At 33.8% G+C, this 17,091-nt stretch carries 21 protein-coding genes and 1 other annotated feature; of the genes, 5 read left to right on the plus strand and 16 right to left on the minus strand.

Annotation, left to right across the window (positions count from 1 at the left end; genetic code table 11):
* Window positions 1-156: 156 nt before the first annotated feature.
* The gene (locus tag AC1RPY_RS03185; protein ID WP_481761215.1) at window positions 157-1,014 is read right to left on the minus strand and encodes an aldo/keto reductase; all 858 of its coding nucleotides are present in this window, start codon (window positions 1,012-1,014) and stop codon (window positions 157-159) included.
* A 156-nt stretch (window positions 1,015-1,170) separates the two neighbouring features.
* Between AC1RPY_RS03185 and AC1RPY_RS03190 the strand changes: the two genes are divergently transcribed.
* The 4 genes from AC1RPY_RS03190 (at window position 1,171) to AC1RPY_RS03205 (ending at window position 4,461) form a co-directional block, all read left to right on the plus strand.
* Complete coding sequence (locus AC1RPY_RS03190) at window positions 1,171-1,701, plus strand: GNAT family N-acetyltransferase (protein WP_481761214.1); 531 nt, start codon at window positions 1,171-1,173, stop codon at window positions 1,699-1,701.
* Between the two features lie 603 nt (window positions 1,702-2,304).
* The gene (locus AC1RPY_RS03195) at window positions 2,305-2,952 is read left to right on the plus strand and encodes a sunset domain-containing protein (RefSeq protein ID WP_481761213.1); all 648 of its coding nucleotides are present in this window, start codon (window positions 2,305-2,307) and stop codon (window positions 2,950-2,952) included.
* Window positions 2,952-3,803, plus strand: coding sequence for a DNA/RNA non-specific endonuclease (locus AC1RPY_RS03200; RefSeq protein ID WP_481761212.1), 852 nt, complete (start codon window positions 2,952-2,954; stop codon window positions 3,801-3,803). Before AC1RPY_RS03195 ends, AC1RPY_RS03200 begins: the two co-directional genes overlap by 1 nt.
* Before the next feature lie 91 nt (window positions 3,804-3,894).
* Window positions 3,895-4,461, plus strand: coding sequence for a hypothetical protein (locus AC1RPY_RS03205; RefSeq protein ID WP_481761211.1), 567 nt, complete (start codon window positions 3,895-3,897; stop codon window positions 4,459-4,461).
* Between the two features lie 258 nt (window positions 4,462-4,719).
* Here AC1RPY_RS03205 and gndA read toward each other — a convergent pair whose 3' ends face one another.
* The gene (gene gndA / locus AC1RPY_RS03210) at window positions 4,720-6,141 is read right to left on the minus strand and encodes an NADP-dependent phosphogluconate dehydrogenase (RefSeq protein ID WP_481761210.1); all 1,422 of its coding nucleotides are present in this window, start codon (window positions 6,139-6,141) and stop codon (window positions 4,720-4,722) included.
* 184 nt (window positions 6,142-6,325) lie between these two features.
* Here gndA and AC1RPY_RS03215 point away from each other — a divergent pair, with 184 nt between their 5' ends.
* Window positions 6,326-6,829 (plus strand): hypothetical protein, encoded by a 504-nt coding sequence (locus AC1RPY_RS03215; RefSeq protein WP_481761209.1) that lies wholly within the window; start codon window positions 6,326-6,328, stop codon window positions 6,827-6,829.
* Between the two features lie 79 nt (window positions 6,830-6,908).
* Here the strand turns inward: AC1RPY_RS03215 and rpmF are convergent, their stop codons facing one another.
* From rpmF to thrS, 14 genes are all read right to left on the minus strand, one after another.
* A complete protein-coding gene (rpmF, locus tag AC1RPY_RS03220; protein ID WP_057973392.1) occupies window positions 6,909-7,088 on the minus strand; it encodes a 50S ribosomal protein L32 in 180 nt (59 codons plus the stop codon).
* Window positions 7,089-7,143: 55 nt separating this feature from the next.
* On the minus strand, window positions 7,144-7,692 hold the full coding sequence (locus tag AC1RPY_RS03225) for a YceD family protein (RefSeq protein WP_409022679.1): 549 nt from the start codon (window positions 7,690-7,692) through the stop codon (window positions 7,144-7,146).
* An 80-nt stretch (window positions 7,693-7,772) separates the two neighbouring features.
* Window positions 7,773-8,915 carry a nucleotidyltransferase gene (locus tag AC1RPY_RS03230; RefSeq protein ID WP_481762405.1) on the minus strand — a complete coding sequence of 381 codons (1,143 nt, stop codon included), beginning with the start codon at window positions 8,913-8,915 and terminating at the stop codon, window positions 7,773-7,775.
* 11 nt (window positions 8,916-8,926) lie between these two features.
* Window positions 8,927-9,667, minus strand: coding sequence for a class I SAM-dependent methyltransferase (locus AC1RPY_RS03235; RefSeq protein WP_481761207.1), 741 nt, complete (start codon window positions 9,665-9,667; stop codon window positions 8,927-8,929).
* Window positions 9,667-10,023 (minus strand): ribosome silencing factor, encoded by a 357-nt coding sequence (gene rsfS / locus AC1RPY_RS03240; RefSeq protein WP_481761206.1) that lies wholly within the window; start codon window positions 10,021-10,023, stop codon window positions 9,667-9,669. Before rsfS ends, AC1RPY_RS03235 begins: the two co-directional genes overlap by 1 nt.
* A 10-nt stretch (window positions 10,024-10,033) precedes the next feature.
* Complete coding sequence (yqeK, locus tag AC1RPY_RS03245; RefSeq protein ID WP_481761205.1) at window positions 10,034-10,627, minus strand: bis(5'-nucleosyl)-tetraphosphatase (symmetrical) YqeK; 594 nt, start codon at window positions 10,625-10,627, stop codon at window positions 10,034-10,036.
* Window positions 10,620-11,267 (minus strand): nicotinate-nucleotide adenylyltransferase, encoded by a 648-nt coding sequence (locus AC1RPY_RS03250; RefSeq protein ID WP_481761204.1) that lies wholly within the window; start codon window positions 11,265-11,267, stop codon window positions 10,620-10,622. Before AC1RPY_RS03250 ends, yqeK begins: the two co-directional genes overlap by 8 nt.
* A 26-nt stretch (window positions 11,268-11,293) precedes the next feature.
* A complete protein-coding gene (gene yhbY / locus AC1RPY_RS03255; RefSeq protein WP_409022685.1) occupies window positions 11,294-11,608 on the minus strand; it encodes a ribosome assembly RNA-binding protein YhbY in 315 nt (104 codons plus the stop codon).
* A gap of 17 nt (window positions 11,609-11,625) precedes the next feature.
* Window positions 11,626-12,762 carry a ribosome biogenesis GTPase YqeH gene (yqeH, locus tag AC1RPY_RS03260; protein WP_481761203.1) on the minus strand — a complete coding sequence of 379 codons (1,137 nt, stop codon included), beginning with the start codon at window positions 12,760-12,762 and terminating at the stop codon, window positions 11,626-11,628.
* The gene (locus tag AC1RPY_RS03265) at window positions 12,755-13,288 is read right to left on the minus strand and encodes a YqeG family HAD IIIA-type phosphatase (protein ID WP_409022687.1); all 534 of its coding nucleotides are present in this window, start codon (window positions 13,286-13,288) and stop codon (window positions 12,755-12,757) included. The genes yqeH and AC1RPY_RS03265 overlap by 8 nt, the downstream gene beginning before the upstream one ends.
* Window positions 13,289-13,596: 308 nt before the next feature.
* Window positions 13,597-13,956 carry a 50S ribosomal protein L20 gene (gene rplT, locus AC1RPY_RS03270; RefSeq protein WP_409022688.1) on the minus strand — a complete coding sequence of 120 codons (360 nt, stop codon included), beginning with the start codon at window positions 13,954-13,956 and terminating at the stop codon, window positions 13,597-13,599.
* A 58-nt stretch (window positions 13,957-14,014) separates the two neighbouring features.
* Window positions 14,015-14,215, minus strand: a complete 201-nt coding sequence (gene rpmI, locus AC1RPY_RS03275) for a 50S ribosomal protein L35 (protein ID WP_057973380.1) — start codon at window positions 14,213-14,215, stop codon at window positions 14,015-14,017.
* 25 nt (window positions 14,216-14,240) lie between these two features.
* The gene (gene infC, locus AC1RPY_RS03280) at window positions 14,241-14,741 is read right to left on the minus strand and encodes a translation initiation factor IF-3 (protein WP_409022689.1); all 501 of its coding nucleotides are present in this window, start codon (window positions 14,739-14,741) and stop codon (window positions 14,241-14,243) included.
* A 56-nt stretch (window positions 14,742-14,797) separates the two neighbouring features.
* Window positions 14,798-14,935 (minus strand) — a sequence feature (ribosomal protein L20 leader region).
* Between the two features lie 59 nt (window positions 14,936-14,994).
* Window positions 14,995-16,941, minus strand: coding sequence for a threonine--tRNA ligase (gene thrS, locus AC1RPY_RS03285; protein ID WP_481761202.1), 1,947 nt, complete (start codon window positions 16,939-16,941; stop codon window positions 14,995-14,997).
* Window positions 16,942-17,091 lie beyond the last annotated feature (150 nt).

Here is a 17,091-nt window from a genome sequence, read left to right on the forward strand (position 1 = left end):
AACTAAGAACACAATAAAACCCCTTAAGTTAGATTTTTCTCCAACTTAGGGGGTTCCACTTCAAATAGATAAAATTATCCCAAATGCTTCTTTTCCGTTATATACTTATACTTATATTTTATTTACCATTGGCAAAATAACTTTACTTCAGGTAATTTATGACAATAATTCCATGAACCGTTCAACTCTTTCTGGATCATTATGATCAAAGAAGGCAGATTCTTGTTTGTCTAAGGCAGTAATAGTTGCCATGTCTTCCACTGTTAATTCAAAATCAAATATGTCGATATTTTCTGCCATTCGTTCCGGTCTCACAGATTTAGCAAGTGCTACAATACCACGTTGCATTAACCATTTTAGAATAACTTGTCCAACTGATTTACCGTATTGTTTACCAATTTTTGACAATGTTTCATTTTTAAATAAGTCTAACCGGCCTTCAGCAAAAGGTGCCCATGCTTCCATTTGAATGCTTAATTTTTCATGATAGGCTTCATCCGTTAAACGTTGATTCCATGGGTTCACTTCTATTTGGTTAACTTGAACTTTAGCCACACCATTCATATGAGAGAATTCTATTAATTTTCCGATATCAAAGTTAGACACCCCAATAGCACGTATTTTCCCAGCAGATTGTGCGGTAGCTAAAGCGCGCCAAGCACCATATACATCACCGTATGGTTGGTGAATCAAGAATAAGTCTAGATAATCTAACTGCATTCTTTCTAGTGATTCATCAATTGCCTTCATCGCCTTTTCTTCACCAACATGTTGGATAAATAATTTGGTTGTGACAAACAACTCTTCTCGTGTCACTAATCCTTCAGTGATCGCTCTTTGGATAGCTTCCCCAGTTTCAACTTCGTTTCCATAGGCAATCGCTGTATCTAGTAATCGATATCCTACTTTAATCGCTTGATAAACTGCCTCTGCAGTTTCTTCTAAAGGAATTTGATACACGCCAAAACCTAGTTGTGGCATTTTCACTCCATTATTTAATGTAACTGTATTCATTTAAATCGCTCCCTTTTTATTTAATATACTAAGTTAAACACTTGGAGTGCACTCAGAGTCAAGGATTATGCTATATTATTTTAATATTTGTTTATTTTTCAGCTTTAGGCTACTATTACTATAAGTATTTTAGATTACATATAAGGAGAAAAAGCGATGACACCTATTATCACACTTTGCACAATTAATGACTTAGAAATATTACAAAAGATTAGCATTGAAACTTTTACTGATACTTTCGCTGCAGATAACGATCCAAAAGATTTACAAGATTTTTTGGATACCGCTTATTCTTTACCACAATTAACGAGTGAATTAAATGATCCAAATGCATTCTTTTACTTCGTACATGTTAATGATGAGTTAACTGGATATTTAAAATTAAATATTAACGACGCACAAACTGAAGATGACTTTCCGAACGGCTTAGAAATCCAACGAATTTACATTCGCAAAAATCACAAAAAAATGGGATTAGGTCAACTTCTATTTGAAAAATCTAAAGAGGTTGCCAAAGAATTTAAAAAAGATCAACTTTGGTTGGGAGTTTGGGAACATAATAAACCTGCCCTCTCCTTTTATGAAAAACAAGGCTTAACAAAACATAGCCAACATGATTTTGTTTTAGGCGATGCTATCCAAACCGATTTTATTTTAGTTCTAAACAGTAGTGACTCCAAAAATTAGCCTTTTTATAGAGTGGGAAAATCCACTCTATTTTTATACAAATAATTCTTTATATTTTCGGGATTCAATAGATTTTTTCAGCCTAATTTTTCTTTCATATCCATAAACTAACGTCTTAACGTTAATCCCAATGTGACATATTCATAACGTTCATCTAATAATTATTTTCATATACTATTATAAAGTTTAATAGTAAAATTGTATTGATATAGAGTATGTCCATCATAATCTAATTACGCAATATTTCACTAAAAATATTATTTCTGGAGGATTTTCCACATGAGTATCTTTTTCGCTCTCTTATTTATTACTACTTTTATCACATTTTTGGTATATGTTATTAAATTTATTATCGCAAAAATTAACAAAAAGGATACTAATCATGCAAGAAAATTAATATTATTTAGTTTCCTAATCTCATTTATTTTACTCGTTCTAATTGGTATCACTGCACCTTCTTCAAGTAGAAATGCTAGTGTCAAAGAATCTAGTTCCGCCCAATCAAGCTTTCTGTCTTAAAAAGATTACCAACATAACTTTTATTACTGAGACAATTTTTATTGCTTATTTTACATTACAAAAATCTTTGGAGGAACACGTATTATGAACGTTTTATTTGCACTTATTTTTTTTATTTCAATATATTTTATTATTTACTACACAGTTAAAAGATTTATGACAAAAACTAAAAATCCAAATATATACACTAAAATCAAGAAACGGGTTTGGTACCCTACTGCTGTACTGATCATTTCACTTGTAGGCATTGGGATGACTAGTCAGGCCGAACCAACTAAAAAACAATCGCCCCTTACTACCGTAACAAAAGTTGGCTCTGCCGATAAGAAAAAGGCAGAGTCAAAATATGAATCTATAAAAAAAGAAGTTTCTTCAAAAGAATCTGAAGCTGAATCATTGAGTAAAAAATTAAATGAGAAAGAATCTAAAGCCACTTCTGAAAAAGAAAGTGAATCTAAAGCTAAATCTAAATCTGAAAGTTCTCAAAGACTAGCTGCAAAAAAAGAACAAGAACATTTTAACAGCGTTCAAAAAGAAAATAATTCTACATCTACGGATTCATCTAACGCAGATTCTGTTACTACTGGCGGAGGATCCATCATCGGTAATACTAATTCTAAAATTTACCATACTCCCGGTCAAACTGGTTATAAAATGAGTAAATCAAATGCGATTACTTTCCAAACAGAACAAGCCGCTCAAGATGCTGGATATAGAAAGGCGAAAAAATAATGAAATCAACTAATCATTTATTAATACGTGTTCTAATTTTATCATTCACTTTTATTGGTATCAGTAACACGACTACCGTTTTAGCAAAATCTGATTCACATGTTACTTACGACTATACTGCCAAAAAGCAAGCAGAAGAAATTAATAATAAAGTTGATAAAGAACAAGTGAAATTAGACAAACTTAACAAAGAAATCAAAGAATTAAAAAATAAGTTAGCTAAATATGATAGTAAAGATTCTTCAAAAAAAGAAACAACTAAAAAATCTAAGACACTTGATTTATCATCTCTAAACTATAGTGATAAATCTGAAATAGAAGTTAATAATAATATTCCTACTTTCAGCGAAAGCACCCTATCTACTAGTAAAGGTACTTGGGAAGCGTACAGCAACCTAGATTCTCTGAATCGTGCTGGAACCGCCAATGCAATGTTAAGTAAATCTTTAATGCCTACCGCGAAACGCGAAGGGTTAACTTGGAACCCTACTGGCTGGAAAAATAAACGTATTAGTAACGGATGGTTATATAATCGTAGCCATTTAATTGGTTATCAATTATCAGGTCAGAACAATAATCCAAAGAATTTAATTACGGGTACTCGTGAACTGAATGCACCTGAAATGCTTGCCCATGAAATGGATATAGCTACTTACCTTAAAGAACATCCTAATAACTATATTAGATACCGCGTTACTCCAATATTCAGAGGAGATGAACTTCTTGCTCGTGGCGTACAAATGGAAGCTCAATCTATTGGTAGCTCCTCAATTAAATTCAATACTTACATTTTTAATGTAGAGGCCGGTGTTACTCTTAATTATAGGGATGGTACTAGTACACTAAATTAAACAAATAGATAACGGGCGTATAGATACTTCGAGTGGGTTCAATTCCCACTGCTCGCTTTTTACTATAAAAATATTTGGAGGAATTTGTGTTATGAATAAAAAAATAACAATAGTCGGGATTACTGCCATCACACTACTTTCACTAACTGCATGTGGGAATAGCAAGAATACAAGTAAGGATTCTTCATCTTCTGAGGCTGCATCATCTAGTATTATAAAAGCTAAAAAGGAATCAAGTAAGAAAGAGTCCATAAAAAAAGCAACTTCCGAAAGTAAAGCATCATCAGAATCATCTGCTCAAGCATCTAGCATCTCAGCTGCAAGTTCTTCAATTACCGCAGCTGAAAGTTCTATTGCCGCAAGCTCTTCTAGTATTGAGGCTGAGAAAAATAACGTTACTACCACTGAAAAATCTACAAGTTCATCTACATCAACTAAGATGACGCAATCAAAAGCTGAATCACTTGCTTTAAGCTATTTTAAATCATTCAATAATGAGACAAGCGACTGGGAACCAAAAGTTAAATCAAGCGATACTTTAGATAAAGGTAATAAATATATTGTATCCGTCTTCGATACTGAAACACACATGGTAGAATTTGACGTCAATAAATCTACTGGAAAAGTCACTTCTCCAAATTTAGGATATCAACGTTAATTTTTAAAGAGTGATAACAATTTTGTGTTTGTTAATTTTACATGGAGTCGGTACCTCCTTTAACAGCATTGAAGATCTACTTGGTCATTCCAATGTAAGGATTACCCAAATCTATATAACAGTAACTTCAAAACTATTACAATATTTAGATACTTAACTCAAACGTAACCAAAAGCGTAACCAAAAGAAAAAAAGGCCTATCTAACAACTTTTAAATCGTTGTTAGATAGCCTTTTTTAGTATATTTATTAACTTTTTTTATTGTTCAGTATACCAAGTATAGTGGAATGAACCTGGTTTATCAGTACGTTCATACGTATGAGCACCAAAGTAATCACGTTGTGCTTGAATTAAATTAGCAGGTAAAACTTCTGAACGGTATTGATCGTAATACGTAATTGCTGCACTGAATCCAGGAACTGGAATACCAGCTTTAACAGCAATACCAACGATATCTCGAACTGATTCTTGATATTTTTTAACAATATCTTTGAAGTAACCATCTAATAAGATGTTATTTAAATCAGCTTTTTCGTCAAATGCGTCAGTAATATTTTGTAAGAAACGGGCACGAATGATACATCCAGCACGCCAAATCTTAGCCATATCACCAAAGTTTAAATCCCATTCATAATGTTCTGAGGCAACACGTAATTGTTCAAATCCTTGTGCATAACTCATGATTTTACTAAAGTATAATGCTTCACGAATTTTTTCAATTAATTCTTTTTTATCTAATTCACCTAATTTAACTTCTGGTTTAGGTAAAACTTTACTTGCTTCAACACGTTCTTCTTTCATTGCTGAAATGTAACGTGCATAAACAGATTCAGAAATAACTGACTGAGGAACACCTAATTCAAGTGCACTCTGTGATGACCACTTACCAGTACCTTTATTTCCAGCACGATCGAGGATAACATCAACAATAGGTTTACCAGTGCCTAAATCATCTTTACGTGTTAAGATATCAGCAGTAATTTCGATCAAGTAACTATCCAATTCACCTTTGTTCCAGTCAGAGAAGATATCAGCGATTTCATCAACTGAGAGGCCTAATAAATCTCTTAACAAATGATATGATTCAGAAATTAATTCCATATCACCATATTCAATTCCATTATGAACCATCTTAACATAATGACCAGCACCGTTAGGACCGATATAAGTCACACATGGTGTCCCATCGCTAGCTTTAGCAGACATTTCCTCAAGAATTGGTGCAACAAGGTCATATGCCTCTTTTTGGCCACCTGGCATCATTGATGGTCCTTCAAGTGCACCAATTTCGCCACCTGAAACGCCCATTCCAATAAAGTTAATTCCAGAATTATCTAATTCTGCATTACGGCGTACTGTATCTTCAAAGTAAGTATTACCACCATCAATTAAAACATCACCTTTATCTAAGAATGGTAATAGTTCTGCAATAACAGCATCAGTTGGTTTGCCAGCTTTTACCATGATAATAATTCTTCTAGGTTTTTCTAATGAATCTGCAAAATCCTTAATTGAGTAGCTGGGTACTAATTTTTTTTCTGAGTGGTCTTTCATAACTTGCTCAGTTTTAGCTCCCGTTCTATTATAAATAGCTACCGTACGGCCACGACTCTCAGCATTCAATGCGAGATTTTTACCCATAACAGCCATTCCAATAACACCAATTTGTGCTTTATCCATTATAATACCTCCTACATTTCTTTAATTTTTTGTGAATCAAAAACCATGTAATCTAAGAAAGTATCAGCTACCGACTTTGTCAATAAACCCATTTAACTTTCAACGTCAATTATACACTAGACATCAAAAATTCCTATCTATTTTACCTTTTTTTGTTATACTGATTTCAGGAGGTCTTTCAAATATGAAATTAGTTGAAGTACAAGAATTATATTATGCCATCGATACTTTTTTATACAGTCGCGCAAAAGCAGAATTTTCTAACAATATCCCTACTTTTGACTTAGTTGTCCAAGTTAACGACAAATTATTAACGGCCGATTTTTTAGATTTAAAAGATAGTCGAATTCAAATTTATAGTACCACAAGTCAGCACACTATCGCATCTCAGTCAATTCCTTACGAAAATGACAGTAGTAATGCTTTCATCAGTCCGATAAGAAAAACAATCTTTAAAAATTATCGTTCCGAATTTTCAGGCTGGTCTAATCTTAGTAACAAACCAGAGTTATTACTTCTAGATTTGATAGATTTAATTAAATCTATCAAATCGCCCACTTTTAAGGCTGTTAAAACACCGGCTAAAAATGTAACTTATATTGAAAGCCATGCCAAATTACCTTTTCAATTTTTTGATCCAGAGACAGACTTCAAAATTATAAGTTTGAAAATTAGTGAAAAAAAATAAGATTCAATTGAATCTTATTTTTTTTGTACAGAAAAAGCCTTAACACCATGGTTGTTAAGGCTTTTTACTTAATGTAGATTTAGTTGTTTACTTTTACGACTTCTTTTCCGTCATAAAAACCACAGCTAGGACATACATAATGTGATTTTCTTAATTCGCCACAGTTAGGGCAAGCGCTCATACCTGGGACAGTTAACTTGTAATGCGTACGACGCATTCTCTTACGTGTTTTTGATGTTTTACGTGCTGGTACTGCCATTATCAAACACCTCCTTTAAAATTATCCAAAACTTTTAATAAAAGTATTGTTATGTTTATTCCTCTTCAGAACCATCATTATCAAAAAAATTTTGTAATGAGGCAAATCGAGGATCAACTTTTTCTTTTCTAACCTGTACGAGTTTATCTTCAGTAAGAACTTCCCAGTCGTCTCCGGTTGGTAAATCTTCTGCTTTTCTCTCATCATCAGTCAGTATCTGCATCGGAATCTGTAATAACACATTATCCTCTATCACAGAATTCAAATTGAGCATATCTTCTTCCAAAATAATTACAACATCATTTTTATCAAACCGTTCAAGTGCTTTATCGCGATAGCCTACATAAAATTCATCAACTGAAAAATTTAATGGGACATCGACACTCTTTAATGATCGTGTTGATGGCATTTCAACTGTTAAACTAACGTTAAAATGACCAATGACATCTTGATGATCTGCTGACAGAATGCCCGTAACATGGACTTCTGAAACAGCTGTAATTGTTTTGTTGCGCAGCATTAATCCTTCGGAAAGGTTTAACATTTCGTCAACTTGAAGTGGTTCATCACTTTGTTTTTTTAACTCAACTAAGGACCATTTCATGCAAATATGCCTCCTAATGCAACGCTTATGATTATACCTGTGATTAAAAACATTGTCAATGGTATATCCTTGACAGTATGTTAATTAATTTGTTTAGGTCTTCTAAAAAGATCCGATTTTTTATGACTAACTAGCCCATAAATAATTCCTGCTCGATAATCTAATTGGTAAAGTCCCTCTTTATCCTTTTTACTAATTTTTGTTATTATAGGATATGGCACTTCCTTTTTTAAATGATTAAGCAGCGTTTGACCTTTTTTTGAGAACCCTAAGACATGATAATAAGGCTGCTTATATTGTTTGTCAATTTCATTTTGCTTTATTTGTAACAAAATATAAGTTGCTAGTCTTGAGATTTTTGTATAAGTTACTCGTTTCGACTTAACGGCTTGGACCCAATCATCAAAATTAGCCTCGTCAGGCAACTTTTCGTACTGCTGCAACAAACGATACTCAATACCCTCAGACATGCCATAAATCGACGATAATTGACCTGGTGTTGATAGACTCAACTGATATCGAAGATATGGCCAAAAATCTGTCCAATCGGCCCATCTTTCATTTTCTGAATCAAGTCGAGTTTGATTAGGAACAACTTCTACAATCGATTCTTGATGTTGAACTGCTAATCTAATTGCTGTTGCACTTGTAATTTTTTGAGTATCAACAAATTTTGTTTCATGGTAATCAGCCTCTATACGTTGAATCGGACATAACTGGATTTCGGCTTTTTCGGCTATGCAGGCTTCAGCATAAGCTAAACCTAACAAATCATTAGGCCGATTAATTTGAACACCTGTTTTTTCAAAAACAGCTCGTTGATATTGTGTGGCATACGTTTCATTAAACTGATTAAACTCACTATCTAACGTTTGAATTTCAGTTGCGATAGTCATAAAATCCAAATCAGGATGTTCAGCACCAAAAACAAGTCTGGTTATCTTTAATCCGGCCAATAATTTAATGGCACCTTGAGCAAACAAATCAGCCGGTTGAACAGAAAATGCAACGGGTAACTCAACTATTAAATCAACACCAGATTGCAATGCTTGCTCCGTACGGCTCTCTTTATCAAGTGCAGCTGGAATACCTCTCTGTAAGAATTGTCCGCTCATAAGGGCAATAATCGTCGTATCAGGATACTTTTCTTTTATTTGATTAATCTGATACAAATGTCCGTTATGAAACGGATTATATTCAACAATAACCCCAGTCGTGTCCAAGTAACTCACTCCTATTTATCGCAGACAAAAAATAGTCTTGTTGTTTTATCATCAACTTGACTTGTGCCAAAATCAGCCGAAATTTTAATATTCTTAAATCCAGCATTTTTTAACAATTCAGTATACGTATTAACTGAATATGTTCGTTCATGATGGTCCTCAGTTAGACGTTCAAATTGACAGTTAGTATCATTTTTGACAAAAAAAGTTAATTCATGAACGACACTGTGTGGCTCTTCATCTTTAAATGTTGACCACAAAAAAGCTTGATCATCATCCTGATAGTTGTACATATAACCTGGATAAATCTCATCCGTTTGATAGGTTGAGATAACATCAAAAATGAATCGACCATTTTCTTGTAGTAATCCATGAATTGATTTAAAAACGTTTCCTACAGCATCAGCGTCAGGTAAATAACAAAATGAGTCAGCAAAACAAGTTACCGCATCAAATTGTGGTAACTCTGCCTCTTCCAAATTCATCATATCACCTTGTACTAAAGGCAAGGATACATTCGCATCCTGTGCGTGTTGGTCAGCAATTGATAACATTTCTTCAGATAAATCTAAACCAACGACTGAATAACCAGATTGCGTTAAAGCAATTGCTAATTGACCTGCACCACAAGCTAATTCAAGAATTTCAGTTTTCTTATCAGGAACTTGTGTTTCGACAAATGTTTGCCAAGAATCATATAAATCAGGATCCATTAATTGATCATACAATTTTGAAAAGGTGGTATAAATCATTATTCTTCAATCCATGCTGATAAATCTACAGATGCGCCTTCAGACCAGAATTTTTCAAGATCATAAAATTCACGTGATTCAGTTTTAAATACATGCACAATTAAATCTCCAAAATCTAATAAAACCCAACTAGTTGAATTACGTCCTTCAATACGACGGACTTCAACACCTGCTAGTTCTTCTTGATCTTGAATTTCTTTGACGATAGCCTTAACTTGGTGAGCTGAGTCAGCTTGTGTCACCATGAAATAATCAGCTAATAGACTAATTTCATGGACATCAATAGCCACCGTCTTTTCGCCACGTTTACTGTCAGCAGCCTTAACTGCGATTTCTAATTTTTCTATACTATTCATTATTACTCCTCTATTCTGCGACCCATTTATTAAAGGTCAAAATTGTTTTAGGATACACTCTTTTATTGGTATTAATTAAATAACTTAGTGTATGTTTTGTTTCAAATCCAACAGCTGCATCCAAACTTTCAAATGCTTTTTTTCGTGCTTCAAGAACGCCAGAGAACGTCCTACCTTCTTCGATGAAATCAGCGACGTAGACAATTTTATCCAACAAATCCATCTCAACATCGCCTGTCGTATGCTTCACAATTGATGTTAAAATTTTATCATCTGTAATACCTAATTCATCATGTATCAACTCTGCGCCAACAATTCCATGCCAGATAGCATTCCCCCAATTTAATAAATCAGGATCCATATGTTTTTGCTTAATTGTTCTGATAAAGGTGTCATCTGTCCGCTCCTTGGCATAATCATGAATAAGTCCAGCAATACTTGCTCTTTCAATATCACCATTATTATTTTGAGCAAGTTCAATTGCAGATTTTTCAACATTTAACACATGCTGAAATCTTTTTTCACTCAAAGTTTCCTTCAAAATCTGTACTAATTCTTCTCTAGTTCCACTAAAAAGATTATTAGAATAAACTAAATTATTCACGATACAACCCTTCTTTCTCAATATAATTTGAGACTGCCTTAGGTACTAAATAATTAATTGAACAGCCTTTTTTTATCTTATCTCGAATTTGTGTTGAACTAATATCAATTGTTGGTACATCAACCCAAAGTATAGGATACTGACTTGTTTGTTCAAATCCCGTTCGTTTAACTCCAACAAAATGTACTAATTTTACTAATTCATCAATACGAGACCATTTCGGTAAATAATCTACCATATCGCCGCCAATAATAAAATAGTAATCATTTTCCGGATGAGCTGCTTTTAAAGCAACCACAGTGTCATAGGTGTAGCTAATACCACCGCGATTAATTTCAGTATCTTCCAGCTTAAACTTATCGTTATCCGCGATACTTTGATTAACCATATCAAGGCGATACTTTGCATCAATTGCTTCCTTTTTATCCACATGTGGTGGTGTTGCATCCGGCATAAATCGAACTTCACTTAATCCTAATTGCTGACAAACTTGATCAGCAATTATTAAATGACCTAAGTGAGGCGGATTAAACGTACCCCCGAGAATTCCAACACGCTTTTTCGTATTATCAAGAATGGGTTTAGTCTTAAATTTCGTAACTAAATTAATTTCTTTTAATTTTTGGACTTGAATAGTCAAGCTAAAAACCTCCTCAAAATTTTAAATTAAGCGAGTAAATTAACTTTGTCAGAGATATCTCGATTTTCGACATCTGTTGCTGCTTGATAAAGCACTAATGTATGACCAATCACTTGAACAACTTGAATTGAACTATTAGATTCAATAAAAATACGAACTTCATTTGTATCAATTGTTGCATTTTGTAGCATGTTAATTTTGATTAATTCGCGTTTTTCAATTGCTTCGCGAATTTGGTTTAACCAGTTAGTAGACACGCCTTCTTTTCCAACTTGGAAAAGTGGACGTAAATGATGTGCCTGACTGCGTAGATATCTTTTTTGTTTGCCTCTTAATGTCATATGTTAGTTAACTCCTCTTATATCATTGCTTTACGTAAAAGAACCGAAACACCTTTTGGTGCCCAGCCAGCGACTTTAGCACCCTCATTAATGGTTACCCATCCAAGTCCGGCAAAAACTAAATCACTTTTTTGTGTTGCTTTAAATTCAAAACGAACTAATTCTGGGAAGTCGTTCATTTCATCATCTGTTGGTGGATTTAATAAACCACCAGCATGTTTCTCATAAAATTCACTTGCAGTCTCAGTTTTTGTTCTATGAATCATTAAATCATTATCAAGATAAACGACAACACCAGGAGTTCCCCCTGAAATGTAATCAAATCTTGCAACAGCCCCAAAGAATAATGTTTGGTTTTCATTTAACTGATAGACGCGTTGTTTAATTTCTTTTTGAGGAGAAACTAATCTTAGCGCCTTACCTGATAGATAATGAGCCATCTGGTCTTGATGAATAATACCTGGTGTATCAATTAAAGCTCGATCATCGTCCAATGGAATTTCAATCTTATCAAGCGTAGTTCCTGGGAATCTTGAAGTTGTAATCAGGTCTTGGACACCTGTTCTTTGTTTAATGATTTGATTAATCAATGTTGATTTACCAACATTAGTTACTCCAACAACGTACACATCACGGCCTTCACGATACTTTTCAATTAATTCTAATAATTCATCAATCGCAAAGTTTTTTGTTGCACTTGTCAATGCAACATCAATTGGTCGTAATCCTTGTAAATTAGCTTGTTGTCTCATCCAATCCTTTAACTTCGAACGTCTCAATGACTTAGGCAATAAATCAGCTTTATTTCCAACCATTAAAACAGGATTATCACCCACAAATCGATGTAATCCAGGAATTAGACTACCATTAAAATCAAAAATATCAATAACGTTGACGATTAATGCATCAGCACTACCAATTTGATTCAATAATTTTAGGAAATCATCATCAGTTAACTTAACGTCAGCAATTTCATTGTAATGTCGTAGTCTAAAACATCTTTGGCAATATAGTTCATTTGTTTCAAGTCCTTTTTTTACTGCGGATTTAGGTGTATAGCCTAATTCATCTACTTCTTCACTTTGAATTTTTGAGCCACAGCCAATACAAAAAAGATCTTCGTCAATTTCTGGTACTTCAATTATGTCAGTCATCCAATGAATTCCCCCATTTAGTTTTAAAATCGTGTTTTTTAATTAAGTGATTTTTAATTCTTTTTTCAATGAAACGATTAGGTTTTGTATTCCAAGCGTCTGATTCAACAAGTGGTTTAACCAATATACTTTTAATGCCCGCATTATTCGCAGCAGCAATATCAGTCATCAATTGATCACCTATTAAAACTAAATCTTGATTATTCATCTTAAATTCATTTTTAACTTGGTTAATTCCTTTTGTAAATGGTTTTAGAGCTCTGGAAACAAATGGTAATCCAATATGTTCCAGTGCCTTTTCAATACGTTCGTGACTATTGTTAGATACAACAATCACTGGAATTGAAGCCGCAGCTATAAGCTCTAACCAATTCTTCAATTCTGGGGTTCCGTTTGGGTTATCCCATGCAATTAATGTATTGTCTAAATCAGTCATAACAACTTTAATTCCATGATTTTGTAAATCCTCTGGTGTTAAATCATAAATTGATTCAACCATCCAAGTTGGTTTATATCTCTCAAGCATGTTAGCTACCTCAATTTTAGAATAATAATCTAAGTATAATGTACTTTCAACAAAATTGCATGTTTTCCATGAAAACAAATGAAATTAATTTTATTTTCTCATTTTAAAATAATAGAAACGAGTTATTTCAATTTTATATTGCTCTTTTTAAGATTATATTTTGTCTTATTAGTTACATAGACCATAATCATTGATATCACATAAAATTTTTTTGATTTCACTAAAAATAACATACTTAACTTATTTACAGAAATTTTATTAAAAAAAGAGGATACTTGACAATTGGTCAAGTATCCTCTTAAAAGTTATTATTTACTTAATGCTTTTTTAGCTTCTTCTGCAACAGCAGCAAATGCTGCTGAATCTTTAACAGCTAATTCAGCTAACATTTTACGGTTAACTTCAATTTCAGCTAATTTCAAGCCATGCATCATCTTGCTGTAACTTAAACCATTCATACGTGCTGCAGCGTTAATACGTGCAATCCATAGACGACGGAAGTTACGTTTTGTTTGATGGCGATCACGGAATGAATATTGGTACGATTTCATTACTTGTTGTTTAGCTACCTTAAATTGGATATGTTTTGATCCACGGTAACCTTTTGCTAATTTAAGCATTCTTTTGCGACGTTGACGTGTAACGGTTCCACCTTTAACTCGTGGCATGAAAATTCCTCCTTATTGAGCCATTTAAAAATGGCATCAATTGTCTAATTTATATTTATTATTTCATTTGTGAAAGCATTTGTTTGATACGCTTGTTATCTGATGCTGACACTGTAGTTGATTTGCTTAATTGACGACGTTGTTTCTTAGTTTTACCATGCATACGATGACTTGTATATGCTTTAGAGCGTTTTAAGCCACCATTTCCTGTACGTTTAAAACGTTTTGCTGATGCACGATGAGTCTTTTGTTTTGGCATAATCTAATATCCTCCTAATATAGCTTTACTTTTCAGCCTTAGGTGCAAGCATCATGAACATACTACGTCCATCCATCTTCGCTCTTGATTCAACTGATGCAACTTCTTTAGCTGCGTCAGCGAAGCGATTCAAGACATCACGTCCGATTTCTTTATGCGTAATTGCACGGCCTTTAAATCTAATTGATACTTTAACCTTATCACCTTTTGCAAGGAATTTTGAGGCATTTTTCAATTTTGTATTGAAATCGTTAATATCAATCGTTGGACTAAGTCTAACTTCTTTAACATTAACAATCTTTTGGTTTTTACGGGCTTCTCTTTGTTTCTTTTGTAATTCGAAACGGTACTTCCCGTAATCCATAATCTTAGCAACAGGTGGTTTTGAGTTAGCGGCAACAACAACAACATCTAAATTAGCAATTTCTGCCATATCTAGTGCTTCTTGTTTCGTTTTAACACCAAGTTGTTCGCCATCATCACCGATCAAACGAAGTTCCGATGCGCGGATACCTTCATTGACCATTTTGTCTACTTTATCAACTGCTATGGCAATGCACCTCCAAATTTTTTTGAGAAAAAACACAGAAAAACGGGCAACAATAATAAATTATCGCAGCCCGCTTGAAATCCATTTTAATTGGAATTTAATTTCAATAATATTCTGCCCAGAGACTCTTTGTCTCTTCAGGCGAGAAGCGGGAGCCTCTGCTTTTTCTTAACTTTTATATCATACCAACTTGAAGACTCATTGTCAAGCAAATTAAAATGAGTCTTTTTTATGCTTTACGACTATAGTTGGCAATTTCTTTTGTAATGTTGTTAATAAAATCTTCTTTTGTAAAGATATTTGAATCATCTTCACCATGTCGACGAACAGAAACTGTATTTTCAGCTACTTCATTATCACCGACAACTAAAATATAAGGTACTTTAGTAACTTGCGCTTGACGCATCTTATAACCCATCTTTTCGTTACGTTCATCAACCGTTACTCGTACACCACGAGCAACTAAGTTAGCACGTAAATCATGCGCATAATCGGCATGAAGATCGTTTTTAACAGGAATAATTGTTACCTGTTTAGGAGCCAACCAAGTTGGGAATGCTCCTTTGTACATTTCTGTTAAGTAAGCTGTAAAACGTTCCATCGTTGAAACAAGTCCACGATGAATCATAACAGGACGGTGTTCTTCACCATCATCACCGATGTATGATAATTCAAATTTTTCAGGCATCATGAAATCTAATTGAATTGTTGATAACGTTTCATCATTTCCTAACGCTGTTTTTGTTTGAACATCTAATTTAGGACCGTAAAATGCTGCTTCTCCTTCAGCTTCGTAGTAATCTAAGCCTAAATCATCCATAGCACCTTTTAACATACTTTGTGATTTTGTCCACATTTCATTATCATCAAAGTATTTCTCTGTGTTAGCTGGATCACGATAGCTCAAACGGAATGAATAGTCAGCAATCCCAAAGTCATCATAAACTTCCATCATTAAACGAAGGACGCTTTTAAATTCTTCTTGAATTTGATCAGGAGCAACGAAAGTATGACCATCATTTAATGTCATTTCACGTACACGTTGTAAACCAGAAAGTGCACCTGATTTTTCATAACGATGCATCATTCCTAATTCAGCAATTCTGATAGGAAGATCACGATATGAACGAATATGATGCTTGTAAACTTGAATATGTGAAGGACAGTTCATTGGACGTAACTCTAACTCTTCGCCATCACCCATGTCCATTGGTGGGAACATGTCTTCGCGATAATGGTCCCAATGACCAGAAGTTTTATATAAATCCAAGTTGGCTAAGATTGGTGTGTAAACATGATCATAACCATTTGAAACTTCCTTATCAACAATGTAGCGTTCAATCGTACGACGAATTGTAGCACCATTAGGTAACCAGTATGGTAATCCTGCACCAACTTTTGGATCTACAAAGAATAAATCTAAGTCATTACCAATTACTCGATGATCGCGTTCACGTGCTTCTTGACGACGAACTAATTCAGCATCTAAATCTTTTTGTTTAAAGAACGCTGTACCATAAACACGTTGTAACATCGGATTACTTGATTTACCTTGCCAATATGCACCAGCAACTGATAATAATTGGAAAATTTTAACATCAGCAGTTGAGCGTAATTGTGCGCCATCGCTTAAGTTAACGAATTCACCTTGTTTGTAAATTTCAACTTGTCCATTTTCATCAGTAGCTTCAACTACTAATTCAGCACGATATGGGTCACCAGCAAATAATTCAAGAGCTTCAGCTTTTGAAACTAATTGACGTTCAATTTTCAAATTTTCTTTAACAATTGATTTCATCTTATCTTGAATTTTCTTCAAATCATCAACGCTAACTTGTGTTTCACCATTATCTGTATCAAAATAGAAACCATTTTCAATATCAGAACTCATACCAAATTTCATACCTGGGTATAATTGTTGTAACGCATTAGCTAAAACTTGAGCAGCTGTATGCCATAAAACGATTAATCCGTCTGCAGATTCTTTAGTAACAATTTCGATAGCGCCGTCTGCCTCTAATGGACGAAGATAATCAACCAAAACACCATTGAATTTACCGGCAATTGATTTTTTAGCTAAACTAGGACTAATTGACTTTGCAACGTCTTCAGTCGTAATACCTGAATCAAACTCTTTAACTGCGCCATCTGGAAATGTAATATTTATTTTTGACATGTTAACTTCCTCCATTGTTTTAATATTTTTTGATACAAAAAAAGTCCCTAATACACAAATAAAATCGTGTATTAGGGACGTCGATTAACGTGGTTCCACCCAAATTCAAAGTTTTGCCGAAACAAAACTTTCTCCATAGATTTTAACGGA

It is taken from the genome of Dellaglioa sp. CoH-56-MRSF-12 (assembly GCF_056782075.1).